Source organism: Marinobacter denitrificans (assembly GCF_008795955.1).
Taxonomy (GTDB): domain Bacteria; phylum Pseudomonadota; class Gammaproteobacteria; order Pseudomonadales; family Oleiphilaceae; genus Marinobacter; species Marinobacter denitrificans.
In genome coordinates this window covers 45,082-70,146 of the sequence record NZ_VMHN01000005.1, presented here as the reverse complement: position 1 = coordinate 70,146, position 25,065 = coordinate 45,082, and the positions used below count along the sequence as shown (strand labels likewise).

The window sequence follows — 25,065 nt, the reverse complement described above, 5'->3', positions numbered from 1 at the left end:
GAGAGTTTGACTCGAGCTTATCCTCCTGTTTCAAGCACTCCGCGGCGGATCTGGTCTTTCTCGATTGACTCAAAGAGCGCTTTGAAATTCCCCTCGCCGAAACCGTCATCCCCTTTGCGCTGGATAAACTCAAAAAACACCGGGCCTAACTGTGCTTTAGAAAAAATTTGTACCAATAAACGTTTGTTGCCATCCGTTGTACCGTCCAATAACAGGCCCCGGGCCTTAAGCTCTTCCACCGGCTCGCCATGATTCGGCAGACGCTCCTCAAGCATCTCGTAATAGGTATCCGGCGGCGGATCCATGAACGGTACCCCCAGGGCCTTCAACTTATCCCAGGTGTCAATCAGGTCGTCGCTGAGGAAGGCCACATGCTGTATTCCTTCACCTTTGAATTCCAGCAGGAACTCTTCGATCTGTCCCGCCCCCCTGGATGACTCCTCATTCAAGGGGATACGAATCATACCGTCGGGGGCTGTCATTGCCTTCGAGGTAAGCCCTGTATACTCGCCCTTGATGTCGAAAAACCGCATCTCCCGGAAGTTGAAGAGGCGTTCGTAGAACTCGGCCCAGTAATTCATTCTTCCGCGGTACACATTATGCGTCAGGTGATCGATAAGCTTCAGCCCTGCACCTTCAGGGTATCGATCCTCGACCAGATATTCGAAGTCGATATCGTAAATGGACCCCTTGTCACCGTAGCGATCGATCAGATAAAGCGGCGCACCGCCAATTCCTTTAATTGCGGGCAAGCGCAATTCCATAGGGCCAGTTGGAATTTCAATAGGCTCGGCTCCGAGTTCAAGGGCCCGGTCAAAGGCTTGGTGAGCATCCCGGACACGAAACGCCATGCCACATGCACAAGGGCCATGCTCGTTAGCAAAATAGCGCGCCGGACCAGTAGTCTCGCGATTGATAATAATGTTGATGCCATTCTGGCGATAAAGAAGCACATCTTTAGAACGGTGCCGGGCGACTTTAACGAAACCCATTGACTCAAAAATAGGCTCAAGCACACCCGGGATTGGTGAAGCAAACTCAACGAACTCGAAGCCATCAAGACCCATGGGATTTTTTAAAAGATCAGTCACTGTAATACCTCCAACATATTAGATATTTTTGCTATGCCTTAATCGTTAGGAGGCGGCGCGCAGGATACTCCTCGTATACTGCGCGCCAGGTGACTACCCATGATTAGCTTGGGAATCGCAGGAGTTATTGTAGTCGTAGCTTTTCCCTTCCTGGGTTTTTCCCGCCGATGGAGATATTCCATAACTTGCGAAAATCTTGTCTGAATTGAGTAATATTCAAGTTAGTGGATATTCACCTCCTTGTCCACGCACCCAGGCCGCCCGAACCGTTTCCGAAGCCACCCCGGCCAGAAGCCCGAAAAACGGGTCGGCCCAGACGGTAACCAGTGCGGTTATGGCGATGACGGGCCAGCAGGACGGTTTGGCGGTCCGGAGGCGCCTGGACAAAGCAAGCTCAACTGCCGCCACAAACAACAAGGCTCCGAGGCCAGCCATGGGAATGGCCGCAACAACGGACAGGCCGCCCGGTAGGAAGGCGACCATCAGCAAACCCGTTCCCATTACAACGGGCGCCAGGCCAGTGCGGGCACCGAAGCGATAGTGCGCCGCCACCCCACCCGCTCCATGGCACATGGGCAAGGCGCCAAACGGCACCATAAAGAGATTGGCCAGGCCGGTGGATACCGACAGCCGGGCCGGGGTCACGCGGTGCGATGGCTCGCCGAAGTAATCCTCAACCACCAGTGCCGTCAGTACGATGGCGTTGGTCAGCGTGAGGGCCAGCTGGGGTAACACCAGCGTGGAGATCGCCTGTTGCCAATCGTCTATGCCCGGTAACTCAGGCAATGAAAGTACCACCGGATCCACCACAGAAAACGTCAGTCCCGGTGCACCCAGTACCGCACCGATTGCGACCGATGCAACAAGCCCTATCAGCGCCGCTGGCCAGGTCGGCAACATTTTCAGGGTAATCCCCAACAACACCAGCGTGAACGCGCCCAGCGGAAGGGAAGTGGCCATCAACCCCATACTCATGCTGGCCAGCATCAACCCCAGCCCCAGCTGGAGACCGCTCAATACCGACCTGGGTATGAGGCGGGCTGCCCCGTTAATCCAGCCCGTCGCGCCCAGTACCAACAGTATCGCCCCGATCAGCACGCCACTGGCGACCAGGCTCTGGGAACTCACCTGGGTAGTCAGCAACAACGCCGCAACCGCTTTCATGGGCTGTACTGGTACGGGCAGACGGTAATACAGCCCCGTGGCGATGTAGAAAACGGCAAAACCCACCAGAACGGGTATCGGTGCCAACCCCGCCACCCCGATAGCCCCCAGACCCAGTGGAATCAGGGTACCAATGTCACCGAGCGCTCCACTGGCATCCCTTACCAGGTTTTTTGGTACTGAAGGCATGATTGATCCGCCTGTTTGTTGTTATTGGGGCTGTTCAAGCGTTATACACAACTTGGCCCAGTTCACTGATGTCGTAACCACCCAGCGCCTCGGCACGATGGACAAAGCGCTCAGTACCTGCGAACGCCAGCAGACGCTGGATTGCCGGCTCGAAGTAGTGGCGCCGGCGCATCGCCAGGTCAAAGCGTTCTTGCTGCAAAGGAATAAACGCCAGGCCCTGGCGCCGCGCCGCAGCTTCGATTCCCACGCCAACATCTGCTTCGCCCTGGCGAATGGCCAACGCGAGATCGTCCTCACTGAGCGACGGATGAGCAGCCCATATAAGGTGCCTGGCATCGATCCGGTGACGCGTGAGCAGGCTCTGCAACAAATGGCTGACGCCGGCATCGGGTTGGCGATGCGCAATACGTATGCCGGTACGGGCGATATCCTCAAGTTGTTCAAGTTGATGAGGATTATCCGCAGCCAGAAGAAGTCCCTGCTGGCGTTTGGCCCACCGGATCAGTACCAGGTCGCGCATCCCGCTCAACCCCAGCGTGGCGGGGTCGTTATAACGCTGGGTTTCGGCATGCCAGATATGCATCCCGGCGAGCATCGCCCGCCCTGCGATTAATCGCTGGACGCCATCGCCGCTTCCCTGACACAACAAAGCCAGTTCTGCGTTGCTCTCCTTTACGGCCCATTCCAATAACGGATCCTGACTGCCCGCCAGCACCGGCGGGATCGGGGAGCTGACGGCGTCGTCACCTTCCAGGTGGTTCATCAACCACAGATCTATACGCTGGCGTGGAAACAATAGCTTTCCCGTTACCCGCACACAGGGAATAACGCCCTGGCTGACCAGATCGTAGACTTTGCGCTCTTTCAGACGCAAATACTCGGCGGCTTCGGCCGTGGTGAGGTAAGTAGGAAGGGGCATCGTCTATCCTGCTGTCCGAAAAAGCGTAAGACTGTTTTCAGCTGCATATTTTTCAGCAAGCTGTGCAAAGCGTAGTCATAAACGCCACGATGCTCAATATCAAGGAGACGCAGCCGTGGAAAATAATAATGCGTTTTATGTGGCGCTGTCGCTATTGTTGGATTTCGACGCTTCGCTCGTTCAGATCGTGGCGCTGTCGCTGCAGGTTTCGATTCTCGCGGTACTGATCGCGGCCGTGCTGGGGTTTCCCCTCGGCGCGGCGGTCGCGCTGTGGCGCTTCCCGGGCCGCGGCGGGGTGATTGTTCTGCTCAACGCCCTGATGGGACTGCCTCCGGTGGTGGCCGGGCTCATGGTGTATTTGCTGCTCTCGCGTGCCGGTCCGCTGGGTGACTGGGGGCTGCTGTTTACACCGGGGGCAATGGTCATTGCGCAGGTGGTGCTGGTGTTACCGATCCTGGCCGCACTGTCACGTCAGAAGGTAGAAGAGTTGCTGGGTGAATACCGCGAACAGTTCGTTTCGCTGGGTATGTCACGCCCACGCATGATGCCCACCCTGTTGTGGGATGCCCGTTTTGCGCTGTTGACCATCCTGCTTGCCGGATTTGGCCGCGCCAGCGCCGAAGTGGGCGCGGTGATGATGGTGGGGGGCAATATTGATGGAGTCACACGGGTAATGACGACCGCCATTGTGCTGGAAACCGGCAAAGGCAACCTGCCCCTCGCGCTGGGGCTGGGCATTGTGCTGCTGATGCTGGTCATGCTGATTAACGCAGGCGTCTATCTCGTGGGCGAACTGACCAGAAGGCGGACAGGATGAGCTCATTCAACCGCCCCCTCCTCGCCTCATCCGCCCTTATCCCGGCACCGACGCTGTGCTTTGAAGAGGTCAGCTTCAGCCAAGAGGACAAGCTACTGCTGGGGCCGTGCTCCTTCACCCTGCAGGGCACCGGCCCCACCCTGGTGATGGGGCCAAACGGCGCCGGTAAAAGTCTTCTGCTGCGGCTGGCTCACGGTTTGCTCGCGCCCACGCAGGGGGAGGTAACCTGGTCAAGTGACCTTCGCCCCCGCCAGGCGATGGTGTTCCAGCAACCGGTGCTTTTGCGGCGCTCGGCGGTAGCCAACCTCACTCACGCGTTGGCAGTTAATAATGTGCCACGCAGGACCCGTGTGAAACTCGCATGTGATGCGCTTGAGCGTTTTGGCCTCAGCGCCTGCACCAATACGCCCGCCCGGGTACTTTCCGGCGGCGAACAGCAGCGCCTGGCACTGGCGCGCGCCTGGGTGCTTTCTCCCCAGGTACTGTTTCTGGATGAACCCACCTCCGCCCTCGATCCGGCAGCGATTAAAGCGGTAGAGGCTGCAGTGAGGGAATTTCATCAGCGGGGAACCCGCATCGTGATGACCACTCACGACCTCCATCAGGCCAGGCGCCTCGCCGGGGATGTACTGTTTCTTTCTGGCGGAAAAGTGCGCGAACACACCCCCGCTGCCGCCTTCTTCAACGGGCCCGTTTCGCGAGAGGCGCAAGCGTATATTGCCGGCGAACTGGTCGAGTAAGTCGGCTCTGGGTACGCCAGGAGAAAAAAAGATGACAAAGATGGTAAACCTGTTGTTCGCCGGCGTCACCAGCCTGGGCCTGGCGTTCACCGCTTACGCCGGCGACTACATCACCCTCGCCTCGACAACCTCCACCGAAAACTCGGGGCTGTTCGACGCTGTTGTACCAAAGTTTGAAGACGCCACCGGCATTGAGGTGCGGGTGGTGGCGGTGGGCACCGGGCAGGCATTTGAAATCGCCCGCCGGGGCGACGCGGACAGCCTTCTGGTGCACGATACCACCGGTGAGCAACGCTTTGTGGAGAACGGTCACGCCAGCGAACGGGCCGATGTCATGTACAACGATTTCGTGTTGATTGGCCCTGCCGATGATCCGGCGAATATCCGTGGAACGCAAAGCGCTGCCGAAGCATTCGCGGCGATCGCCAATGCCACAGCGCCCTTCACGTCACGCGGCGATGACAGCGGCACCCATCGCGCCGAGTTACGCCTCTGGGAAAAGGCCGGGGTCGAACCCGACCGCGACTGGTACCGTGAACTGGGCAGCGGCATGGGGCCAACGCTCAACACCGCCGCCGCCATGAACGCCTACGTACTGTCAGATCGCGCCACCTGGGTGGCCTTTGGAAACCGTCAGAACCTGACGTTGCTTTTTGAAGGTGACGACGTGCTGTTCAACCAATACGGCAGCTTATTGCTCTCCGAAGAGAAACACCCGCATCTCAAGCATGATCTGGCCAGGCGGTGGCACGACTGGCTGGTGTCCGGGGAGGGCCAACAAGCGATTACCCACTTCAGGGTAGACGGCCAACAACTGTTTTTCCCGAATGCCAAATAGGCTAATCTCTTCCTGTCCCCGTAAATATTCCATTCTGCGGTGTCCCTGAAACGGCTATAACAAAAATGACGATTGATTCCCTGCTTCCCGACCCCAAAGATCCCCGGCTTTCCCGCGCTGTTGAAGGTGTTGATGAACACGGACAGTCGAAGTCGATCAGCGTGATCGAAGAGCGCCCTCTGACCATCTATCTGAACAGCCAGGAAATCGTCACGGCCATGACCATCGGCGATCACCCGAAATATCTGGCGCTCGGTTTCCTCCTGAATCAGGGAATGCTGCGTGACACCGACCAGGTCACAAGGATTGATTACGACGAAGAACTGGAAGTCGCTGTGGTCCGCACCGCAGGTGTCACTGATGTGGAAGACAAGCTGGAGAAGAAAACCCGTACCTCCGGATGCGCCGTGGGCACTGTATTTGGTGACATGATGGCCGGGCTTGATGGGTTACAGTTGCCGGACACGCCGGTGCACACCAGTACCTTTTACGACCTTTCCTACCAGATTAACCACACCCCCAGCCTGTATATGGAAACCGGCGCCATTCATGGCACCGCTTTGTGCCAGGGACTTCAGGTTCTGGCGTACATGGAGGATGTCGGGCGCCATAACGCCGTCGACAAAATTGCAGGCTGGATGCACTTAAACGGCATCACGGCGGCAGATAAAGTCCTCTACACCACTGGGCGCCTGACCTCCGAAATGGTCATTAAAACCTCCCTGATGGGCATTCCCACACTGATCAGCCGGTCCGGCTTCACCGCCTGGGGTGTGGATATTGCCCGACAGGTGGGGCTGACGCTGATAGGCCGGATGCGGGGCAAGAAGTTCACCTGTCTCAGCGGCCAGCACCGGCTGGTGTTCGATCAGGACCTGTCTCAAATTCCCGATGAAGATAAAAAAATGCGTCGAAAAGGGGCAGAGCATGACTGAGTGTGCCGTCATTCTGGCCGGCGGCCAGGCGAACCGCATGGGCGGCGGTGACAAAGGGCGGCTGATGCTGGGCGATCAATCGCTGATCCAACGGGTCATCGAGCGGATCACGCCCCAGGTCGACGCGGTGGTACTGAATGCCAACGGGGATCTGAGCCGGTTTGACGATCTGGGTCTGCCCGTGGTGGCCGACTCGATCAGCGACTTCCCGGGCCCGTTGGCGGGTGTACTCGCCGGTATGGACTGGGCTGCCGAACACGGGCATGAATGGCTGATCAGCGTGGCGGCGGATACCCCCTCGTTCCCCCGGGATCTGGCTAAGCGGTTGGCCGGGCATGATACCCCCGTGGTGCTGGCAGCTACGCCGGATCCGGAACGCGGGAGACTGCCCCAACCCACCTTTGGCCGCTGGCAGGTGGCGTTGCGGCATGAGCTGCGAGCCGCTCTGAACGACGGAGTACGCAAGATTCGCCAGTGGACACAGGCTCAGGGTGAGACCCTGGTGGTGTTTGGCGAGAATGACTTTTTCAACATCAATACACCGGAAGACCTGGCTTGGGCGGAGAAGTACCTGAAGTGAACGTCATAGGCATTGTGGGCTGGAAAAACTCCGGAAAAACCACGCTGGCTGCGGCTCTGATCCGCGAGCTGTCCGCCAGGGGATTAACGGTTAACTCGATCAAGCACGCCCACCATATGGTGGATGTAGATCAGCCCGGCACCGACAGTTACAAACATCGTGAGGCCGGCGCCCGGGAAGTCCTTCTTGCGGGAGGACAGCGTTTCGCCATCATGCATGAGCTGCAAGGGGCCAAAGAGCCGACCCTGGATGAATTGCTGGGCCGTCTGGGCCCCTGCGACTGGGTGGTGGTTGAGGGCTTCAAAACCCATTCACACCCCAAGATAGAGGTCCACCGAAAGGAAAGCCCGCGGCCCCCCCTCTACCCGGAGGACGCCAATATTATTGCGGTAGCGGCAGACTATGCTGCAGATTTTTCGGGGCCCGTTTTCGATATGAACGATGTCCCCGCAATCGCTGACTTTATTCTGAGCCCTGAAAACCATGAACGATACAACCAGCAACGGGAAAGCGATGAAACCGCTTCGTAACGACTGCTTTGCCCTGCCCCCCGGAGTCAACTGGACGCCGGTGGAAGAAGCACTGGACCGTTTACGCTCACGACTGCACCCAGTGGTTGGGGTGGATCGCGCTGTCCCGCTGTCACAGGTGAATGGCCGGATACTGGCAAGCGACGTGTTTGCCCCCCGCGCCCACCCCCCCAGCAACAATTCTGCGGTCGATGGCTATGCCCTTGCAGGACCGATAACCAAGGTGCCCTGCGCCCTGCCTCTGGTGGACGGCCGCAGTGCCGCCGGAGGGCCATATACCGGGCAGGTGCCCGAAGGCCATGCCATCCGGATTCTGACCGGCGCGGTCATTCCGGCCGGCACCGATACGGTGGTCCTGGAAGAAGACTGCGAGGTTAAAGACGGACAGCTACACCTGAACGGCACGCTGAAAGCGGGCGCCAACGCCCGGAAGGCCGGGGAGGACATTCAGGCTGAAGAGCGGATCCTCACGGCCGCAACCCGTCTGACCCCCACCCAGATTTCCGTCCTCGCCAGTGTCGGAGTCGGCGCAGTCGACGTCTATCAGCGGCTACGCGTCGGAGTGCTGTCCACCGGTGACGAGGTGAAGCCAGTCGGTTCAGCCGTCACCGACTGGCAGATCTACGATGCCAACCGCCCGATGCTGAGCGCCATGGTCACGCAGCTTGGCTATGCGCTGGTGGACCTGGGACATGTGCTGGACCGGGCCGAGGACGTCAGGGAAGCGTTGGAGCGCGGTGCCGAGCAGTGCGATCTGATACTGACCAGTGGCGGCGTTTCAGCAGGAGACGAGGACCATGTGTCGAAAACCCTGAAAGCCCATGGTGAGATCAGCAACTGGCGCATCGCGATCAAGCCGGGCCGACCACTCGCCCTGGCCATGTTCCAGGAGACGCCTGTGGTGGGTTTGCCGGGAAATCCGGTTGCCGCCTGGGTCTGCGCGCTCCGTTTTGGCGCTCCGGCGATGGCACTGCTGGCCGGCGGGGAATGGTTCGAACCCCGCAGCTATGTCCTGCCCGCCAACTTCTCCAAAAACAAGAAACCGGGTCGCAGCGAGATGTTGCGCGCCAGGGTCCGTGATGGCCAGGTTGAAGTATTCGGCTCTGAAGGCTCGGGCCGGGTGACCGGTCTGGCCTGGTCCGAGGGTATGGTGGAACTGGATGAGAGTGCCATGCAGATCGAGCCGGGGACCCCGGTGCGGTTTATCCCCTACTCCAGCTTCGGGCTTTAATCACGCATTAATCACTCATAGCCGCCGTGTACGGCAAAGGCCTCCAGCGAGGCGTCTTGCGGGGCGCGGGAGCGATAGGTTTCCTCAACACCCAGCTCGGTCAGCGTACGGCTGACCATCAGCAGGGTATTCTCCTCGAAGTCCTCGCACATCCTGCGCATCTGGTCGATTTCTTCGCAGGCCACCGGATAGGCCGCATCAATGTCCGGCGCGCCGTAAACCTCCACAAAGGTTTGCGCCAACGTCTGCTGCAACTGTTCCAGCTCGGCCTCGGTAATATTGCATACGCCAACGAAGCTGGCGCGGCCACCCGATTCTATGCTGTACCAACCGTTGGTAAAGGCCTGACGAGCCTTGCCTTTCAGGTCCGCTTCGTTCCAGTTGGAGAACTCGAACCCGCCCGAAATGGCCCATTCGCCGCTGGGGGCAGGCTGTTCGTAAACATTTTCATCGGATATATCCAGTCGCAGGGTTCGGGCCAGTTTCATGTGTGCTCCGCGAATTCAATCAAACTCACTGTTTCAGTCATGACATCCTGGCGCAATAGCATACGGCCTTTCTCATCCAGCCCGACAAAAATGCCGGGCCTTGGTTGCTCAATCATTTTGCCTAGTGTGTCGCAGCGTGGCCGCCATTCATTGTGTACGCGCTCAAATCCGCTGTCCATGAAGTAGGTCAGCCAAAGCAGCGTGTGCTTGGACCAGCTTTCCAACAGCGCCATGGGCTGGACATCACTGCAACCCTCTTCCAGCAGACAGGTTTCGTTCGGGTTTTTGCCCGGCTCGTCGCCCGCAGGAATGAACGGCACTTCGATGCCGATAACCAGCCAACTGGGCTGCGCTTTGGGATCCGACGCATCCGTTGCAAAGCGTACGCGACCGCAAACGGCACCGTTGACCTTGATGCGATCGGGCCATTGGAAGTGCACCGGAACTTCGGGCGGGGCCAGGGCGCCGAGACTCTCCGCCAGGCCTATCTGGGCCACATAGACAGCCTGAATAGCTTCTTCCAGAGGCGTTTCTGGTGCCAGCACCAGGGCTGCGCGCAGGATATCGCCCGCTTCCGAGTAAAAGATCGTGCCGGAGTCCACTCCTGCAATGGCCTGGCTAACGGCTTTATCAAAAGGGTCCGTGTGCCTGGGCACGGGCTGCCCCGACAATAACGGCGGGAATTGAGGTGATTCGATCATCGGATGGCCTGTGCGTAGACATCAGAGGCGATGATTTCATCGGCAATGCGCTGGAAGGACCGGGACTGAGGGCTGTCCGGCTTGGACACCACAATCGGGACACCGCCGTCCGAACCAATCCGGATATCCAGATCGAGCGGAATTTCACCCAGGAAGGGCGCCCCCAGTTTTTCGGCTTCAGCCCGGGCACCGCCGGAACCGAAGGGGTGGTGCTCTTTACCGCAGCCGTCGCAGACAAAGGATGCCATGTTCTCTATGATGCCAAACAGCGGCACATCCATCCGGTTGAACATGTCGATGCCTTTGCGCGCGTCCATCAAGGCAATGTCCTGGGGTGTCGACACCACAACCGCGCCCGCCACAAAGAATTTCTGGCTCAGGGTCATCTGGACATCACCGGTGCCCGGGGGCAGATCGACCAACAGCACATCCAGCCTTCCCCAGTCCACCTGGTTCATCATCTGCTCCAGGGCGCCCATCAGCATGGGACCGCGCCAGACGATGGCTTCGCCATCCGGAGCCATCAGACCGAGGGACATCAGGGTCACGCCATGATTTCTCAGGGGCAGGATGGTATGGCCGTCGGGGCTGGAGGGGCGGCCGGAAACCCCCAGCATGCGAGGCTGGCTGGGGCCGTAAACATCAGCGTCCAGCAGCCCCACCTTGAGACCTTTCGAAGCCAGCGCTACCGCCAGATTGGACGCCACTGTCGACTTTCCGACGCCGCCCTTGCCCGAGGCAATGGCGATGATGCGATCAATGCCCTTCGGATTTTTATCCTGCGGCCGGGGCGCGTCCGTACCGATCAGGTTGGATTTTCCCACTTCGGTGTATTGAACCATGTTGTGTCCTGTTTGATTTTTCAGCTGTCGAGGTAGTCGTCACTGGTACGAACCCGGGGACGCTCGCCTCCGGCCATGGGCGCGGTCTCCCCATGGAACTGGGCATTGACGCGACAGTCGTCACACATCTTGATGAGCTGAACATTGTCAGACTTGGTGTACATCCAGTGTTTGTTTTCCAGCTTTTCAACGATTCGGTTAATCGTACTTGCTACGCCAAAGGGCCTGCCACATTTGATACATTCAAACGGCTCCTCCCCATGCAGTGCCCGCGGACTCAGGGCATCTTTCGACACATCCAGCTGGGGTACCAGGGTGATAGCCGTCTCCGGACAGGTGCTCTCGCAGACGCCGCACTGAACGCAGGCATTTTCGGTGAACTGAACCTCCGGCCGGTCCGGATGATCACCAAGGGCACCAGTGGGACACAGCGACACGCAGGCCAGACAGAGCGTGCATTTGTCGGAGTTGATCTCGATCGCGCCGTAGGGTGCGCCCGCTGGCAGGGGGATCGGTGCCTCGATCCTGTTCGCCATGGCAGCGACGGTGACCCGCGTGATGTCCCGGCGGCCGCCGACCAGCAGAACCGGTTCGCTCACGCGCCCGGCGTTGTCTCCGGCCTCGCCAAGCTCTTCGGCTGCGATTACCCGGACCCGGCCGGGAGAGTTTTTGGTACCTTTCAACATTGCCTGTGCGAGTTCAACTTCCGAAGCAACTGCCCGGCGATCCAGCTCGCTGTCCGCCAGGAGCAGGACTTCGGCATAACCCGCGCCGAAGGCGGCCATAATCTCTGCGTGGCCGATACGGTCGACCTGTTCCAGCCCCAGCGGAAGCAGGTCGTCCGCCAATCCATCGTGGTACCTTGCCAGGTAAGCAATGGCGTCAGCACCAGCGCCCAGAGTATGAATAACCAGGCGCGGGGATTCCCCGGTATGCTCGCGATAGACCCGGGCCATAACGTCCATGGCCTGGGTCAGGGCCTCGAAGGGGGTTTCGTTCATGGTGATGGCAGAGGTAGGGCAAACCGCCGCACAGGTCCCGCAGCCAGCGCAAATATCAGAATCAATCTGCACATGTTCCCCGAAAGAGAAAATCGCCTCGGTGCTGCAAACATCCAGACAGCGAGTGCAACCGGGCTGATTCGCCCGTGAGTGGGCACACAGGGAGGTTTCCAGGTTGAAGTACACGGTTTTCTCAAATTCACCAACCCGGTCCCTGGCCGTCAGGGCGATACGCTCCAACTCGCCGGTTTTGGCCGGATCAGCCCAGAAGTAGCCGTTGCGTTTTTCATGGTGGGGAAACGCTGGCGCACCACCACGCAAATCGATAAACACATCGCACTCACTACTGGCGGTAGCTTTGACCTCGCCATACCCGAGCTGGCCACGGCCCGAGGGATTCAGGGCCTGTAGCTGGGCAAACTCCAGTTTGAAGTTGCCCAGTGCGCCATAGGCGCCCGTCAACCGACCTTTGGCAAAGTCGTAACCGGCGGAGGGGAGCTGTATCGGCCCCGCATCATTGACGATACAGGTAACGCCCAGTTCGTCCTGTACCAGCTCGGCCATTCTGATGGCCTGCTCGGTGGGGCCAATAATGCAACACACGCCGCTGGACTGAATCGTTTTCACGGGCGCCACAGGAGCCGGTATCTGAGCGGCGGCCAGCAGCGCCGCCTGCTTGGCGTGCAGGCGCCCGGGCTTTGCGCTGGACGCACTCCAGCCAGCGCGATCCCGGATGTCGATGGTACTCAGCGGAGCGGACTGCCCGGTTTCAGCCTCTACGTCCTCGCTCAGACGCTCGAACAGGGCGGCCTGTTGGCGGCAGGCGATAAGCAGCTCATGACTGCCGCTCAGGTACTCGGCCGCCGTCTTCATGTCGGCGCCGCACAGTTGATCCACCATGATCACCTGCTCAGCTGCCGCGGCCGTTCGCAATACCTCAGGATCAAGAGACTGGGTCTTGTCGCAGGAACATATCAGTAGGGTCTTGGGTGCGCTCATCAGGATTCTGCTCTTGTAGTTATTTTTATACGTATACATGTTCAATGCCGTTCATCGAGGATGCCACACCCGTTTGTCCTTCGACAATTGAATAATTGGCTAATTGCCGGGGCTCTGCTAGCTTCATAGAAAGTAGAGCTGTCGCATCAGCCGCAGTAAAGAGATCTGTCATGAGCCGTAATGTAGCTAGCTGGAAGCGCGAGTTGAAAGTCGGTGCCGTGGTTCGCCGGTCCCCTGGCGTAACACAATGGGCTCGTGAGGTCTGGAAGCCAGTGGCGGTGATACCGGGCGCGCCGGAGGCGTTCTGGAAAGAACTGCTCCGCGAGGGCGAAACCGTCGATTATCACGCGGCCACAGTGGCGATGGAGTTATTTCGCGCCGATGTGGAAGGTTACCTTGTCTCCCTGAACATGGCCTCCCCCTCCGTCTGGATCGTAATGGACAAAGACCAGACCAGCCAGTCTCCGTCAGGATGGGTTGTCAGCACCGTTACCGCCAGTGCCCATGAAGCCCTGGATGCTCTGGACAGCGGCGAAAGCATCGTCGAGGCAGTGCCGATTCCCGAGTCCATGGCGGCCTGGATCAAAGAATTTGTCGACATGCACTATATCGAAGAGCCTTTCAAGAAGCGCCGCCGTGACGAGGTCCGTGTTGATGGCAGTGAAGACGGCAAAGGCGATGCCCGTATTCGTCAGCAAAGCGATGTTTTCCGTGCCCCCTCAGACATGAAAAAACCGGGAGTGCACTGATGGCTGAGTCACGGTTACAGCGTTGGTCGCGAAGAAAAACCGGCGCCAGCAAAGAGGCCGAGCTTCCCCCTCCTTCGGTCATCGAGCCCGAGCCCTCCCCCGAAGAGCAGGAACTTGCTGTCAATGAAGCCCTGCCTGAACAGGAGGTATTGCAGAAGTACGATCTTCCGGACCCGGATGCCATCGAGCTGGGCACCGACATTACCGGATTCATGAAAAAAGAGATTCCGGAACTCCTGCGCCGCAGGGCCCTGCGCTCCCTCTGGAGATCCAACCCCGTACTGGCGGTGCTCGACGGCCTCAATGATTACGACGAAGATTATACCGACGCTGCCGTTGCGACCAACGCCATGAAAACCTTGTACAAGGTGGGGCAGGGTTTTGACAGAACACCAGCCGTGGCTGAGAAAACGGATGGTCAGGCCGGGGATCAGATTAAGGAGCCCGCCGAGGCGTCAGAAGCTGGCATTCCTGCAGGGGTACCTGAAAATAAAGAGCCGGCTGAGAGCTCAGAGCCCGAACTCGCAGTCGGGCACACGATCACTGCTGGGCACACGGATGTCGGGGCGCCTCAGGCTGAGGCGGAACCGGAACCGCGCTATCGTCCCCGGATGCGTTTTGATCATTAGTTTTGGCTATCAGACACGATTGGAAGTGCAATTGCTCACGAACCTGATTGGGCGTATAAAGAATGAACAAATGTCCATAAATTAGTGTCGCGAAAAACGCACAAAAATAACATAAAGGACAAAGATTTGAACAACACGGCTGAAATTCAGTGCCCCCGTTCTATCACCGACGAAGAGCGCGCCCGGGCCCAGATGTATCAGTTGCTCGGTGTCTTGCTGAGCGGCCCACCTACGGGTGAGCTACTCCGGGGGCTGGCATCTTTGAAGGGCGATGAAACCACGCTGGGGTCCGCCTCCAGAACACTGGCGGCCCTTGCCGAGCGCACCTCCCCTGAAGACGCCAACCGGGAATACAACAACCTCTTTATCGGCGTCGGCCGTGGCGAACTGCTCCCCTACGCGAGTTATTACCTCACCGGTTTCCTGAATGAGAAGCCCCTGGCGGATTTGCGTGGCGATCTGATGGCCAGGGGCATCAAAGCCAGTGACGACATCAAGGAACCGGAAGATCACATCGGCACGCTGTGTGAAATCATGGCGGGCATTATTACGGGCGAGTTCGAGTGCGACAGTGGCCTGTCGTCTCAAAAGACCTTTTTTGACGCGCACCTGGCAAAGTGGGCGGCGTTATTTTTTACCGATTTGGAGAAAGCGCAAACCGCGATTTTCTACGCGCCTGTTGGCTCGTTGGGTCGGGCTTTCATGGCCGTAGAGGCCGAGGCGTTTGCACTTCAATAACCGGGATCTGCCGGATCCCTTAACCCGGGTGGAGGTGTCCTATGGACAACCAACAGCGTGATAACAGCCGTCGCCGCTTCTTGCGGATGGCAGCAACAGCAGTTCCGGCTGCCGTTGCCGTGGCAGTAGCACCGAACGCCGCAGCCGAGGTCGTCTCTGCAGACGCCCCTAAAAGCAGCGGTCTACGTGACACTGAGCACACACGAAAGTATCTGGAATCGGCTCGCTTTTGAGGAAGCGTGAGTCATTCAAGGTTGCGAAAGGCTCTTGAGTGACCGCAGTTCCCGGAAAACGAGAATAACAAAAAGAGAGAGGTACGAGACATGTTGAGGAAGAAAACAAACGGGGTAGCGAAAGGCTCCCGTGCGGGATCTTTACTTTCATCCCTCGCCGCAACGACTATGGACCGCAGGGGATTCCTGACGGCCTCTGGCGTCGCAGTGGGAGGCCTGGCAGCTTTATCGCTGCCGTCCACGCGCGTCAAGGCAGCCACCCCATCAACGGAGGGGGGCGAAGTCGTTCGGAAGAAATCGGTGTGTACCCACTGTTCGGTCGGCTGCACGGTTGAAGCCGAAGTTCAGAATGGCGTATGGACGGGCCAGGAGCCCGGCTGGGACAGCCCCTTTAATATGGGTGCCCACTGTGCCAAGGGCGCCTCGGTGCGAGAGCACGGTCATGGTGAACGCCGCCTGAAATACCCCATGAAGATGGTCAATGGCCAATGGCAGAAGATTCCCTGGGACCAGGCGATCAACGAGATCGGCGACAAGATGTTGCAGATCCGCGATGAGAGCGGCCCTGACTCGGTCTACTGGCTTGGAAGCGCAAAGTTCAACAACGAACAGGCCTACCTGTTCCGCAAATTTGCCGCCTACTGGGGCACCAACAACGTCGATCACCAGGCCCGGATCTGTCACTCAACGACGGTCGCCGGCGTAGCCAATACCTGGGGCTATGGGGCGATGACCAACTCGTACAACGACATCCACAATTCCAAAGCGATCTTCCTGATCGGGGGTAACCCCGCAGAAGCACACCCGGTGTCGCTGCTGCACATCCTCAAAGCCAAGGAACAGAACAACGCGCCGCTCATTGTCTGTGACCCGCGTTTCACACGAACTGCGGCGCATGCTGATGAATATGTGCGATTCCGGCCGGGCACAGACGTCGCGCTGATCTGGGGCCTGTTATGGCACATCTTTGAGAACGGCTGGGAAGACCAGGAGTTCATCCGCACCCGAGTGTACGGCATGGACGACATCCGTGAAGAGGTGAAGCGCTGGAACCCTGAGGAAGTGGAACGCGTTACCGGCACGCCGGGTGCACAGCTCGAACGCGTCGCGCGTACCCTGGCCAATCACCGTCCGGGCACCGTGATCTGGTGTATGGGTGGCACACAGCACACCAACGGTAACAACAACACCCGTGCTTACTGCGTGTTGCAGCTGGCGCTGGGTAACATGGGCGTCCCCGGCGGCGGCACCAACATCTTCCGTGGCCACGATAACGTTCAGGGTGCCACAGACCTGGGCGTACTTGCCGATACCCTGCCCGGCTACTACGGCCTGGCCGCTGGCTCCTGGGCTCACTGGGCCCGTGTCTGGGACGAAGATCTGGAATGGCTCAAGGGTCGCTTTGCGACCTGGGACAAAGATGGCAAGTCCCGCGCGATGATGAACGAGAAAGGCATTCCCGTTTCCCGCTGGATTGATGGTGTTCTGGAAGCCAAGGAAAACCTGGGCCAGCCCGACAACACCCGGGCCATGGTTCTCTGGGGCCACGCCCCCAACTCGCAAACCCGTATGCTGGAAATGAAGGAGGCCATGGAAAAACTGGACCTGCTGGTCGTCGTGGACCCCTTCCCCACCGTCTCCGCGGTGCTGCACGACCGCAAGGACGGTGCCTACCTGTTGCCAGCAACAACCCAGTTCGAGACCTCAGGCTCAGTAACCGCTTCCAACCGGTCGCTCCAGTGGCGTGAAAAGGTCATCGAGCCGCTGTTTGACTCGAAGGTCGATCACGAAATCATGAAGCTGTTTGCGGACAAGTTCGGGTTTACCGATCGCATGTTCCGCAACATTGCCATTGAAGGCGACGAGCCGGTCATCGAGGACATCACGCTCGAGTTCAACCGCGGCATGTGGACAATCGGCTACACCGGACAATCGCCTGATCGCCTCAAAAAGCACATGGCGAACCAGCACCACTTCGACAGGACTACCTTGCGTGCGACGGGAGGGCCCTGCGATGGTGATATCTACGGTATGCCGTGGCCATGCTGGGGCACCGCCGAGATGAACCATCCGGGAACTCCGAATCTGTACGACATGTCCCTGCCGGTTTCCGAGGGCGGCCTGACATTCCGTGCCCGATTTGGTGTCGAGCGTGACGGCGATAACCTGCTTGCTGAAGGCGTCTACTCGAAAAACTCCGAGATCAAGGACGGGTATCCCGAGTTCACCATGCAGATGTTGATGGACCTGGGCTGGGATGGTGACCTGACGGACGAAGAGCGTGCCAGCATTGACGCGGTTGCGGGCCCCGAGACCAACTGGAAGACCGATCTGTCAGGCGGTATCCAGCGTGTTGCGATCAAGCACGAGTGCGCACCCTTTGGTAACGCCAAGGCCCGCGCTATCGTCTGGAACTTCCCGGACCCCGTGCCGCTTCACCGCGAACCCCTGTACACCAATCGCCGTGATCTGGTGGAAGATTATCCGACCTATGAAGACAAGCACTTCTGGCGTGTCCCGACCCTGTACGAGTCCATTCAGAAGAAGGATTTCAGCAAGGACTTCCCCATCATTCTGACCTCCGGCCGACTGGTTGAGTATGAGGGCGGTGGTGACGAGACCAGGTCAAACCCCTGGCTGGCAGAACTGCAGCAGGACATGTTCATCGAGGTGAATCCGCGCGATGCCAATAACCTGAATCTCCGTGACGGGGAGGATGTCTGGGTCGCCGGCCCTGAAGGCGCACGCATCAAGGTGAAGGCGATGATCACAGAACGTGTCGGCGAAGGCGTAGCCTTTATGCCCTTCCACTTCGGTGGACACCTGGAAGGTAAGGATTTAAGGGACAAGTATCCCAAGGGTGCCGACCCCTATGTTCTGGGGGAATCCACTAATACGGTTCAGACATACGGGTATGACTCGGTCACGCAGATGCAAGAGACAAAATGCACCCTGTGTGCGATTACGCCGGCATAACAATAAGAGGTGTACAAAATGGCACTTGAAGGACAAGCACGCGCAAAATTCCTTTGCGATGCCGAACGCTGCATCGAATGCAATGCCTGCGTTACGGCCTGTAAGAATGAGCATGAAGTTCCCTGGGGCATCAACCGTCGCCGCGTGGTAACCATCGAAGATGGCAAACCTGGCGAGCGCTCGATCTCGGTAGCTTGCATGCACTGTTCAGACGCGCCTTGTATGGCCGTCTGTCCGACGGATTGCTTCTACCAGACCGAAGACGGAATCGTGTTGCACTCCAAGGACCTGTGTATTGGTTGTGGGTATTGTTTTTACGCTTGCCCCTTTGGCGCGCCGCAGTTCCCGCAAGCGGGTAACTTTGGCAGCCGTGGCAAGATGGACAAATGTACGTTCTGTGCAGGTGGTCCTGAGGAAGACAATTCGACAGCCGAATTCAACAAGTACGGTCGCAACCGTATTGCGGAGGGCAAGCTGCCGATCTGTGCGGAAATGTGCTCGACCAAAGCGTTGTTGGCCGGTGATGGCAACGACGTGGCAGACATCTATCGCCAGCGTGTGGTGAACCGCGGTTTCGGTTCAGGCGCCTGGGGATGGGGCACAGCCTATGAGAAGAAGGGCGCTTGAGCCCACCTGATGAATCCGGGGCCTCTGCGCCCCGGAATTCATTGAGGCAATGGATTCTTTTTGTTCATTCCGCTGGAGCGCTCTCATGAACGTTAAAATAATCGGTGCCGCGGTTCTTGTACTGGCGACACTGTTTACCAACCCGGGTTGGGCACAAGAAGCCCCCGAGGTTGATCGGACAAGTACCGGGGGGGCTCAGACCCTGGAAGACATCATGGCTCGTCAGGAGCAGTTGAAAGTTGACGAGTCCTTCCGGTCAGAAAACCTGGGTGATCCTGCCCGCGCGGCGCCGATCAATGAGCAACTGGGCACCCTCGGAGGACGTTCTCAGCCCGAGATCTGGCGAGGCGTTCGTTACAACGAGATTGAAACCAGCACCCAGGTTCGGGGGCCTGCAGTCGACGTCCTCATTCAGGACGGAGGCATGCCCTGGTATGAGTTACGGAGAGGGCCGGTCATCACCTATGGCGGTGGTGCAATCCTGGCCTTCCTGTTGCTGCTGGTGGTGTTCTACTTTGTTCGCGGCAGAATCAAGATCGACGGCGGCCCTTCAGGCACCAAGATTGAACGCTTCAAGGCCATCGAACGATTTGGCCACTGGCTGTTGGCCGGCTCGTTCATTGCGTTGGCCCTGACGGGGCTGCTCACCCTCATGGGGCGCAGTTTCCTGATTCCTGTTATAGGACAGGAAGCCTTTTCCCCTCTGGCTATCGGCTCGAAGTGGCTTCACAACAACATCGCCTGGGCCTTTATGCTGGGCCTGGTGATGACGTTCGTTATGTGGGTGGCACACAACATCCCCAACAAGCTGGACTGGCATTGGCTCAAGGCGGGCGGAGGTATCTTTACCAATTCCCACCCTTCGGCAAAGAAGTTTAATGCCGGCCAGAAAATTATCTTCTGGACTGTAATGATACTGGGCTTTTCAGTCTCCCTGTCGGGCCTGTCGCTGCTGTTTCCGTTTGAAATGCCGATGTTTGCCTCAACCTTTGAAGTCATCAACAGCGTCCTGGGAACCGATTTCCCGACAGCCCTGGCACCTCATGAAGAGATGCAGTTATCCAACATCTGGCACTCGATTGTGGCGTTCCTGATGATGCTGGCCATCATCGCACACATATATATCGGTACGGTTGGTATGGAAGGCGCGTACGATGCCATGGGTGACGGTCATGTTGACCTGGCGTGGGCTCGCCAACACCACGATCTGTGGGTGGAAGAGCGTCAGGCCAAACAAGGCAAGGGAGAATCACCGTGAAAGTCATGATTCTGGGATTTGTCGCCGCCCTGGTGATCGCCGCACTCGCTCCGGTCGTTCTGGAGCAGTTCGGGTGGTCTTCAGCGGAGCAATACAGCAGTGAGAGCGTGCGGCTTGACTGATGATCAATCAGAAGCACATCAGGAGGTACATCTGGTCGACGCTGTCGGCCTGGTGTGCCCGCTTCCCATTTTGCGTTTCAAAAAACGCACTCAACATTTACCCAGCGGCACGCAGGTCGACTTCCTGGCCGATGACCCCAGTGGCCGCCGGGACTTGCAGGTACTGTGTGAGTTGACCGGCCACAGGATTGAATGGGTCCGCGAAGAAGACGCTGGCGTCCTCCGGTACAGGATCCGTCTGGCGTAGTTGCCTTTTCAAACCATCCGTTGAAAAATACCGTCTTTGCGCAACAAATGGCGTAAAGCTGCCGCGATATGGCCTGCAATCAGCACACTCAACGTTATGGCAAGCCACCCGTGTATGTAGAACAGGGTGCCAGCCAATTCTTCGTCCTCAGGTACAAAAGGCATGGCGGGCAGTTTGAAATCGCCCACTATGGCCAGAGCCGGATACGCCGTCACACCGGCCCAGCCAAACAACGGTGTTATTACCAGCATTACATACATGAGGTGATGCACGCTCTTGGCGGCAATCTGCAATGTGCGTGGCATCTCTGCCGGGTATGGCGGGCCCTTTAACCGGATTTTCACCACGATTCGAAGAATCATCAGCAACAGCACGCTGAAGCCGATTGCTTTGTGCACACTGTACAAGGTATTTGTCAGCGCTCCCCAGATGTCCGCTTCCGCGCGTGAAGCCATCCAGAGCCCAACAGGTAACAGCGTCAGAACCAGCAGCGCAATTACCCAATGCAGTACCCGCCAGCCTGCGGGGTATTTCTGAACCTGCGGCATACTCTTCCCTCCACGTCAGTCCCTTTCGCTTCGGTGCTGAATCCATCATCGGATTTATTCGGGTAGTCCGCAAGAGGAGTGTTCATGTGAGAAGCCGCGCATAAATATCCCCCGAGGCGATTTCGTCAGCTCCCGCATCAATCCAACGCCGGAGTGAGTCCGGCTTCTGCCATGAAGACCAGATAAACCAGCGCCGCTCGCCAGCAATAACATTGAACTCGTACCGCCCCAGTCGCTCAAGCTCCTCAAGGCAGGGCGGCACCTGATCCAGCACGCCGTTCACGAATTCAAAAGACAGGGCCGGCAGCGGCTGGTTCAGCCCCGCCAACACCTCCGCCTCAAAACCTTCCACGTCAATTTTGCAAAAGCTGGGGCGGCCATATTCTCGTATCAGCTCGTCCAGGGTGGTGACGGTGACGGTAACCGAGTCCTCCCAGCGCACGTGCCGGAAACCGGCAGTTGTTGTACACAGGTGTTCACGCCAACGGCTGTCCAGTGAGGCCACGGTAGGATTGCGCAAGCTCAGTGCCAGTTCGGCGTTACCCGGGGCCCGCCCCACGGCCAGTGGCAGGCACACCACTTCGGGTTGATGCCGCGTGAGCCGCCGAAGCCAACTCAGCAACTGTGGCTGCGGTTCCAACGCCACCACCCGCGCTCCCAGCGCGGCAAACGCGGAGCTGCGGTCCCCAAGATGAGCGCCGATGTCGAATACCAGATCCCCGGGCCGGATAAATTCACGGTAGAGACGGCGTAGAGACTTCTGGCGCCCGGGGCGTCGATAGATGAACAGGGAGCGTAGCAGTCCCCACCCGCGGTTCAGTTGGTCGGTAATGGCAACGGGCAAGGTCAGCTCCTGTTGCTTTCGGCCTCAAGAAGATATTCCCCGCACTCCTCGGCCGAAAGCGGCTTGGCGTACAGAAAACCTTGCCCGGCGTCGCACCCCAGGGATTGTAGATTCGTTACCTGCGCCATGGTCTCGATTCCCTCAGCCAATACGTCCAGTCCCAGACTGTGCCCCATCTGGATGATCGCTTCGGCAATTGCGCTGCTTTCCAGATCAGCGGGTAGCCCCCAGGTGAATGACTGATCGACTTTTAACCGATGGAGCGGGAACTGCTTCAGGTAACTCAGGCTTGAATAGCCGGTTCCGAAGTCGTCTATGGCAAGCGTGACACCCAATTCACGAAGTATGTTGAGCTTGTGCAGAACCTGGTCAATGCCATGCATCACCACGCTTTCCGTGACCTCCAGTTCCAGTAGATCAGGCTTAAGTCCTGTACGTAAAAGCACATCGTTTACCCGATCACAGAAGTCAGCCTGGCGGAATTGATGGGCCGAGATGTTGACCGCCATAGTCCCTTTTATCAAACCCTGAGAGACCCAGCGAACATGCTGGTTGCAGGCGGACTCCAGCACCCAGTCCCCCACCGGGGTGATCAGGCCACAGATCTCCGCAATAGGGATAAACTGGGCGGGGGATATCAGCCCCCGGGATGGATGCTGCCATCGAACCAACGCTTCCAGGCCGACAACCTCTCCGGTGTTGAGGTCAAGTTGGGGCTGATACATCAGAAACAGCTCATCACGTTCGATGGCACGATGCAGGTCGCTTTCCAGGGTTAAACGATCGAGCCCTCGCATGTTCATTTCAGGCGCGTAAAACTGGTAACCGTTACGCCCCAGGTCCTTGGCAACGTACATTGCCGCATCTGCATTACGCAGCAACGCTTCTGCGTCCTCGCCATCGCGGGGGAAACACGCAATCCCGATACTGATGCCCAGGATAATTTCGGTCCCTTCCAGAACAAAGGGGGAGGTAATGGCAGCGAGAACCTTCTCAGCGATAAGGGCGGCATCCTTTTCTTCGTCAATGCCCGTCAGGGCCACAATAAACTCGTCGCCGCCTTGTCGGCTTACCGTATCCTCTGAGCGGACGCAGTGGGAGAGGCGCTTCGCCACCTCATGAAGAACATGGTCGCCCAGGGCATGCCCGAATACGTCATTCACATGCTTGAACCGGTCGAGGTCCAGGAAAAGGAGCGCAACCTGCTGATCATGCCGCTGCGCATGCGACAGGGCTATATTGAGCCGATCGATTAAGAGCAGACGGTTTGGCAAGTCTGTGAGCGGATCATGAAGAGCCATGTGGCTAAGCTGGGCATTGGCCCGTTGGCGTTCGGCTGCAGCACCAAGAATATTGGCAACCCCTTGCAGAAAACCGACATCATCGGTTGAGAATTTACGGGGCGTACTGGCGTAAGCGCCCAGAACACCAACCGGCCTTTCAGTTCCCCCAACCAGCACCTCGACGCCGCTGACCACACCATGGGAGGAGAGGAGTTCGGAGGGAGTGAATCGCGAATCGTTACCGAAATCATGAATGATGACCGGTTCTCGGGAGGCAAGAACCCGATGAGTTTGTGTCTGCTCCATTGGGTCGTCCACCTGGCGCCCGACCCATCCTGGCCCCCATCCGATACCGGCCTTCAGAACCAGGGGGTTTTGAAGCCCGTTCAGCAGCAGGACGTTGCTGAACTCCACATTCAGCCCTTTCGTGATGGTTGACGCAGCTTCGGCATACACATCGTCAAGACTCGCGGCGGACAGTGCAAACCGTCCAAGCGCTGCGACGAGCAGTTGTTGCTGGGCCCTGTCGTGCAGCGCCAGTTCTGCATGTTTGCGTTCGGAAATGTCCTGAACGGTGCCAAAAAGACCTGCCACCTGACCATGACCATCTTTCCTTGGGACCGCAACGATCTGGACATAAGACTGTTTGCCGTCGACCCCCTTTGTTCGAAGGTCAAATTGTTGAGCTTCGCCCGAGGCGATTCCCAGGCTGATCATTTCTTCCAGAAGAACGGCACTTTCAGCATCATAGAGAGCCGCGCTGTCATGGAAGGTTCGGGGTGGGCCGAGCCGGATGTCTCTTCCGAATATCCTGTAGACCTCCGGTGACCAGGTGGTCTCTTCTGTGACGAGATTGTATTCCCAATCCCCGATCTTCCCGATGCGCTGGGCCTCATCCAGGCGCTCCTGGGTTCGCTTGAGATCGTCAATGTCCGTGCAGGTGCCAAACCACTTGATGATGTTGCCCTCAGCATCGCGCATGGGCAGTGCCCTGCCGAGCATCCAGTGATAAACCCCGTCCCACCGACGTAGCCGGTACTCGATCTCATAGGGTTCGCCACTGTTGATCGCTTGCCGCCAGCGTTCTGCAGCAAGCTCTCGGTCTTCCGGGTGGAAAGGCGGGTTCCAGCCGTGTCCGAGGCTCTCTTCAAGTGTCAGCCCGGTAAAATCCAGCCAGTGTTGATTGAAGTCGATGTGGCGCCCATCGGGGAGGGTGACCCAGACAATTTGCGGCATGGTTTCGACCAGCGTCCGGAACTCCGCCTCATGTGTGCGTAACACATTCTGATGGTCAACTCCTTTCATAGCCTCCACCTAAAGATTCGAACGCCGTTCCGCCAGCCTGCCTGTCAGTCCAGACGCAAAGACTGCCAAGAGAACTGTCAGAGTACTTACGCAAAGATCTTCACAATACTTGAAGTCCTGAAGGCGTGCCCGTTAACTATACTCTATCTGCCGCCGTGGACCTCCATCTGTGAGATGACAGATTATCAATGGTGTTCGCCTCTCTCATCTTTCGGCGCACCCTCGTCACACTTCCTGCAGTCAAGCTCAAACCCCAGCATCGACTCCCGCCCCTCCTCCGTGGTGACCCAGGGGCGGTTCACCCACGGCGGCGTATGGCGCACATGCTGGTTATGGCCGCACGCCAACTGAGCGACCCAGTGGTTTTCTTCATCTTTATGGTAGCCGGTGATGGGTTGTTTCATACCCCCAGTCTATACCGGTCTTCCATTGCTGCCGCAA

27 protein-coding genes are annotated in these 25,065 nt (G+C 58.2%); 16 read left to right on the top strand and 11 right to left on the bottom strand.

The window, feature by feature from the left end; all coding sequences use genetic code 11:
- Window positions 1–17: 17 nt before the first annotated feature.
- The 3 genes from hppD to FO268_RS15040 form a co-directional block, all read right to left on the bottom strand.
- Window positions 18–1,091 carry a 4-hydroxyphenylpyruvate dioxygenase gene (gene hppD / locus FO268_RS15050; RefSeq protein WP_150994131.1) on the bottom strand — a complete coding sequence of 358 codons (1,074 nt, stop codon included), beginning with the start codon at window positions 1,089–1,091 and terminating at the stop codon, window positions 18–20.
- 216 nt (window positions 1,092–1,307) lie between these two features.
- On the bottom strand, window positions 1,308–2,444 hold the full coding sequence (locus FO268_RS15045) for a putative sulfate/molybdate transporter (protein WP_150994130.1): 1,137 nt from the start codon (window positions 2,442–2,444) through the stop codon (window positions 1,308–1,310).
- Window positions 2,445–2,478: 34 nt separating this feature from the next.
- Window positions 2,479–3,363 (bottom strand): helix-turn-helix transcriptional regulator, encoded by an 885-nt coding sequence (locus tag FO268_RS15040; protein ID WP_150994129.1) that lies wholly within the window; start codon window positions 3,361–3,363, stop codon window positions 2,479–2,481.
- Between the two features lie 115 nt (window positions 3,364–3,478).
- Here FO268_RS15040 and FO268_RS15035 point away from each other — a divergent pair, with 115 nt between their 5' ends.
- The 7 genes from FO268_RS15035 to FO268_RS15005 all read left to right on the top strand — a co-directional run bounded on the left by FO268_RS15035 (window position 3,479) and on the right by FO268_RS15005 (window position 9,034).
- Window positions 3,479–4,180 carry an ABC transporter permease gene (locus tag FO268_RS15035; RefSeq protein WP_150994128.1) on the top strand — a complete coding sequence of 234 codons (702 nt, stop codon included), beginning with the start codon at window positions 3,479–3,481 and terminating at the stop codon, window positions 4,178–4,180.
- Complete coding sequence (locus FO268_RS15030; RefSeq protein WP_150994127.1) at window positions 4,177–4,920, top strand: ATP-binding cassette domain-containing protein; 744 nt, start codon at window positions 4,177–4,179, stop codon at window positions 4,918–4,920. The genes FO268_RS15035 and FO268_RS15030 overlap by 4 nt, the downstream gene beginning before the upstream one ends.
- Window positions 4,921–4,951: 31 nt before the next feature.
- A complete protein-coding gene (locus tag FO268_RS15025) occupies window positions 4,952–5,758 on the top strand; it encodes a substrate-binding domain-containing protein (RefSeq protein ID WP_150994126.1) in 807 nt (268 codons plus the stop codon).
- Between the two features lie 65 nt (window positions 5,759–5,823).
- Window positions 5,824–6,693 carry a formate dehydrogenase accessory sulfurtransferase FdhD gene (locus FO268_RS15020; protein ID WP_150994125.1) on the top strand — a complete coding sequence of 290 codons (870 nt, stop codon included), beginning with the start codon at window positions 5,824–5,826 and terminating at the stop codon, window positions 6,691–6,693.
- Window positions 6,686–7,273, top strand: coding sequence for a molybdenum cofactor guanylyltransferase MobA (gene mobA, locus FO268_RS15015; RefSeq protein WP_150994124.1), 588 nt, complete (start codon window positions 6,686–6,688; stop codon window positions 7,271–7,273). The genes FO268_RS15020 and mobA overlap by 8 nt, the downstream gene beginning before the upstream one ends.
- Window positions 7,249–7,803: a molybdopterin-guanine dinucleotide biosynthesis protein B gene (mobB, locus tag FO268_RS15010; protein ID WP_225316745.1), complete on the top strand. Its 555-nt coding sequence runs from the start codon at window positions 7,249–7,251 to the stop codon at window positions 7,801–7,803. The genes mobA and mobB overlap by 25 nt, the downstream gene beginning before the upstream one ends.
- Complete coding sequence (locus tag FO268_RS15005; protein WP_150994123.1) at window positions 7,787–9,034, top strand: molybdopterin-binding protein; 1,248 nt, start codon at window positions 7,787–7,789, stop codon at window positions 9,032–9,034. Before mobB ends, FO268_RS15005 begins: the two co-directional genes overlap by 17 nt.
- An 11-nt stretch (window positions 9,035–9,045) precedes the next feature.
- Here the strand turns inward: FO268_RS15005 and FO268_RS15000 are convergent, their stop codons facing one another.
- The 4 genes from FO268_RS15000 to FO268_RS14985 are packed head-to-tail and all read right to left on the bottom strand — an operon-like array spanning window position 9,046 to window position 13,065.
- Window positions 9,046–9,522 carry a DUF6505 family protein gene (locus tag FO268_RS15000; RefSeq protein ID WP_150994122.1) on the bottom strand — a complete coding sequence of 159 codons (477 nt, stop codon included), beginning with the start codon at window positions 9,520–9,522 and terminating at the stop codon, window positions 9,046–9,048.
- Entirely contained in the window at window positions 9,519–10,223 is a 705-nt protein-coding gene (locus FO268_RS14995; protein WP_150994121.1) for a biotin/lipoate--protein ligase family protein, read from the bottom strand. Before FO268_RS14995 ends, FO268_RS15000 begins: the two co-directional genes overlap by 4 nt.
- On the bottom strand, window positions 10,220–11,065 hold the full coding sequence (locus tag FO268_RS14990) for an Mrp/NBP35 family ATP-binding protein (protein WP_150994120.1): 846 nt from the start codon (window positions 11,063–11,065) through the stop codon (window positions 10,220–10,222). Before FO268_RS14990 ends, FO268_RS14995 begins: the two co-directional genes overlap by 4 nt.
- A 20-nt stretch (window positions 11,066–11,085) precedes the next feature.
- Window positions 11,086–13,065: a 4Fe-4S binding protein gene (locus FO268_RS14985; RefSeq protein WP_150994119.1), complete on the bottom strand. Its 1,980-nt coding sequence runs from the start codon at window positions 13,063–13,065 to the stop codon at window positions 11,086–11,088.
- 170 nt (window positions 13,066–13,235) lie between these two features.
- Between FO268_RS14985 and FO268_RS14980 the strand changes: the two genes are divergently transcribed.
- The 9 genes from FO268_RS14980 (at window position 13,236) to FO268_RS14945 (ending at window position 20,644) form a co-directional block, all read left to right on the top strand.
- Window positions 13,236–13,814: a DUF3305 domain-containing protein gene (locus FO268_RS14980; RefSeq protein ID WP_150994118.1), complete on the top strand. Its 579-nt coding sequence runs from the start codon at window positions 13,236–13,238 to the stop codon at window positions 13,812–13,814.
- Window positions 13,814–14,443, top strand: coding sequence for a DUF3306 domain-containing protein (locus FO268_RS14975; RefSeq protein ID WP_150994117.1), 630 nt, complete (start codon window positions 13,814–13,816; stop codon window positions 14,441–14,443). The genes FO268_RS14980 and FO268_RS14975 overlap by 1 nt, the downstream gene beginning before the upstream one ends.
- Window positions 14,444–14,569: 126 nt before the next feature.
- Window positions 14,570–15,181 (top strand): TorD/DmsD family molecular chaperone, encoded by a 612-nt coding sequence (locus tag FO268_RS14970; RefSeq protein WP_150994116.1) that lies wholly within the window; start codon window positions 14,570–14,572, stop codon window positions 15,179–15,181.
- 41 nt (window positions 15,182–15,222) lie between these two features.
- Window positions 15,223–15,414 carry a twin-arginine translocation signal domain-containing protein gene (locus FO268_RS14965; RefSeq protein ID WP_150994115.1) on the top strand — a complete coding sequence of 64 codons (192 nt, stop codon included), beginning with the start codon at window positions 15,223–15,225 and terminating at the stop codon, window positions 15,412–15,414.
- A 90-nt stretch (window positions 15,415–15,504) separates the two neighbouring features.
- Window positions 15,505–18,390 carry a formate dehydrogenase subunit alpha gene (locus FO268_RS14960; RefSeq protein ID WP_150994114.1) on the top strand — a complete coding sequence of 962 codons (2,886 nt, stop codon included), beginning with the start codon at window positions 15,505–15,507 and terminating at the stop codon, window positions 18,388–18,390.
- Window positions 18,391–18,408: 18 nt separating this feature from the next.
- Window positions 18,409–19,017, top strand: coding sequence for a formate dehydrogenase FDH3 subunit beta (gene fdh3B, locus FO268_RS14955; RefSeq protein WP_150994113.1), 609 nt, complete (start codon window positions 18,409–18,411; stop codon window positions 19,015–19,017).
- Between the two features lie 85 nt (window positions 19,018–19,102).
- Window positions 19,103–20,275, top strand: a complete 1,173-nt coding sequence (locus FO268_RS14950; protein ID WP_150994112.1) for a formate dehydrogenase subunit gamma — start codon at window positions 19,103–19,105, stop codon at window positions 20,273–20,275.
- Complete coding sequence (locus FO268_RS23225) at window positions 20,272–20,397, top strand: hypothetical protein (protein WP_263645072.1); 126 nt, start codon at window positions 20,272–20,274, stop codon at window positions 20,395–20,397. Before FO268_RS14950 ends, FO268_RS23225 begins: the two co-directional genes overlap by 4 nt.
- Window positions 20,390–20,644, top strand: coding sequence for a sulfurtransferase TusA family protein (locus tag FO268_RS14945; protein WP_150994111.1), 255 nt, complete (start codon window positions 20,390–20,392; stop codon window positions 20,642–20,644). Before FO268_RS23225 ends, FO268_RS14945 begins: the two co-directional genes overlap by 8 nt.
- An 8-nt stretch (window positions 20,645–20,652) precedes the next feature.
- Here FO268_RS14945 and FO268_RS14940 read toward each other — a convergent pair whose 3' ends face one another.
- The 4 genes from FO268_RS14940 to FO268_RS14925 form a co-directional block, all read right to left on the bottom strand.
- Entirely contained in the window at window positions 20,653–21,192 is a 540-nt protein-coding gene (locus FO268_RS14940; protein ID WP_150994110.1) for a cytochrome b, read from the bottom strand.
- Window positions 21,193–21,274: 82 nt separating this feature from the next.
- Window positions 21,275–22,036, bottom strand: a complete 762-nt coding sequence (locus FO268_RS14935) for an FkbM family methyltransferase (protein WP_202336637.1) — start codon at window positions 22,034–22,036, stop codon at window positions 21,275–21,277.
- Window positions 22,037–22,038: 2 nt separating this feature from the next.
- Window positions 22,039–24,624, bottom strand: coding sequence for a sensor domain-containing protein (locus FO268_RS14930; RefSeq protein ID WP_150994109.1), 2,586 nt, complete (start codon window positions 24,622–24,624; stop codon window positions 22,039–22,041).
- A 185-nt stretch (window positions 24,625–24,809) separates the two neighbouring features.
- Window positions 24,810–25,028: a DUF3565 domain-containing protein gene (locus FO268_RS14925; RefSeq protein WP_150994108.1), complete on the bottom strand. Its 219-nt coding sequence runs from the start codon at window positions 25,026–25,028 to the stop codon at window positions 24,810–24,812.
- Window positions 25,029–25,065 lie beyond the last annotated feature (37 nt).

What these genes read in the sequence shown, in the direction of transcription:
- FO268_RS15045 (WP_150994130.1), bottom strand. Translation starts at nt 2,444, where the DNA reads ATGCCTTCAGTACCAAAAAACCTGGTAAGGGATGCCAGTGGAGCGCTC.
- FO268_RS15040 (WP_150994129.1), bottom strand. Translation starts at nt 3,363, where the DNA reads ATGCCCCTTCCTACTTACCTCACCACGGCCGAAGCCGCCGAGTATTTG.
- FO268_RS15030 (WP_150994127.1), top strand. Translation starts at nt 4,177, where the DNA reads ATGAGCTCATTCAACCGCCCCCTCCTCGCCTCATCCGCCCTTATCCCG.
- FO268_RS15025 (WP_150994126.1), top strand. Translation starts at nt 4,952, where the DNA reads ATGACAAAGATGGTAAACCTGTTGTTCGCCGGCGTCACCAGCCTGGGC.
- FO268_RS15020 (WP_150994125.1), top strand. Translation starts at nt 5,824, where the DNA reads ATGACGATTGATTCCCTGCTTCCCGACCCCAAAGATCCCCGGCTTTCC.
- mobA (WP_150994124.1), top strand. Translation starts at nt 6,686, where the DNA reads ATGACTGAGTGTGCCGTCATTCTGGCCGGCGGCCAGGCGAACCGCATG.
- FO268_RS15005 (WP_150994123.1), top strand. Translation starts at nt 7,787, where the DNA reads ATGAAACCGCTTCGTAACGACTGCTTTGCCCTGCCCCCCGGAGTCAAC.
- FO268_RS15000 (WP_150994122.1), bottom strand. Translation starts at nt 9,522, where the DNA reads ATGAAACTGGCCCGAACCCTGCGACTGGATATATCCGATGAAAATGTT.
- FO268_RS14995 (WP_150994121.1), bottom strand. Translation starts at nt 10,223, where the DNA reads ATGATCGAATCACCTCAATTCCCGCCGTTATTGTCGGGGCAGCCCGTG.
- FO268_RS14990 (WP_150994120.1), bottom strand. Translation starts at nt 11,065, where the DNA reads ATGGTTCAATACACCGAAGTGGGAAAATCCAACCTGATCGGTACGGAC.
- FO268_RS14985 (WP_150994119.1), bottom strand. Translation starts at nt 13,065, where the DNA reads ATGAGCGCACCCAAGACCCTACTGATATGTTCCTGCGACAAGACCCAG.
- FO268_RS14980 (WP_150994118.1), top strand. Translation starts at nt 13,236, where the DNA reads ATGAGCCGTAATGTAGCTAGCTGGAAGCGCGAGTTGAAAGTCGGTGCC.
- FO268_RS14975 (WP_150994117.1), top strand. Translation starts at nt 13,814, where the DNA reads ATGGCTGAGTCACGGTTACAGCGTTGGTCGCGAAGAAAAACCGGCGCC.
- FO268_RS14965 (WP_150994115.1), top strand. Translation starts at nt 15,223, where the DNA reads ATGGACAACCAACAGCGTGATAACAGCCGTCGCCGCTTCTTGCGGATG.
- FO268_RS14960 (WP_150994114.1), top strand. Translation starts at nt 15,505, where the DNA reads ATGTTGAGGAAGAAAACAAACGGGGTAGCGAAAGGCTCCCGTGCGGGA.
- fdh3B (WP_150994113.1), top strand. Translation starts at nt 18,409, where the DNA reads ATGGCACTTGAAGGACAAGCACGCGCAAAATTCCTTTGCGATGCCGAA.
- FO268_RS14950 (WP_150994112.1), top strand. Translation starts at nt 19,103, where the DNA reads ATGAACGTTAAAATAATCGGTGCCGCGGTTCTTGTACTGGCGACACTG.
- FO268_RS14940 (WP_150994110.1), bottom strand. Translation starts at nt 21,192, where the DNA reads ATGCCGCAGGTTCAGAAATACCCCGCAGGCTGGCGGGTACTGCATTGG.
- FO268_RS14930 (WP_150994109.1), bottom strand. Translation starts at nt 24,624, where the DNA reads ATGAAAGGAGTTGACCATCAGAATGTGTTACGCACACATGAGGCGGAG.
- FO268_RS14925 (WP_150994108.1), bottom strand. Translation starts at nt 25,028, where the DNA reads ATGAAACAACCCATCACCGGCTACCATAAAGATGAAGAAAACCACTGG.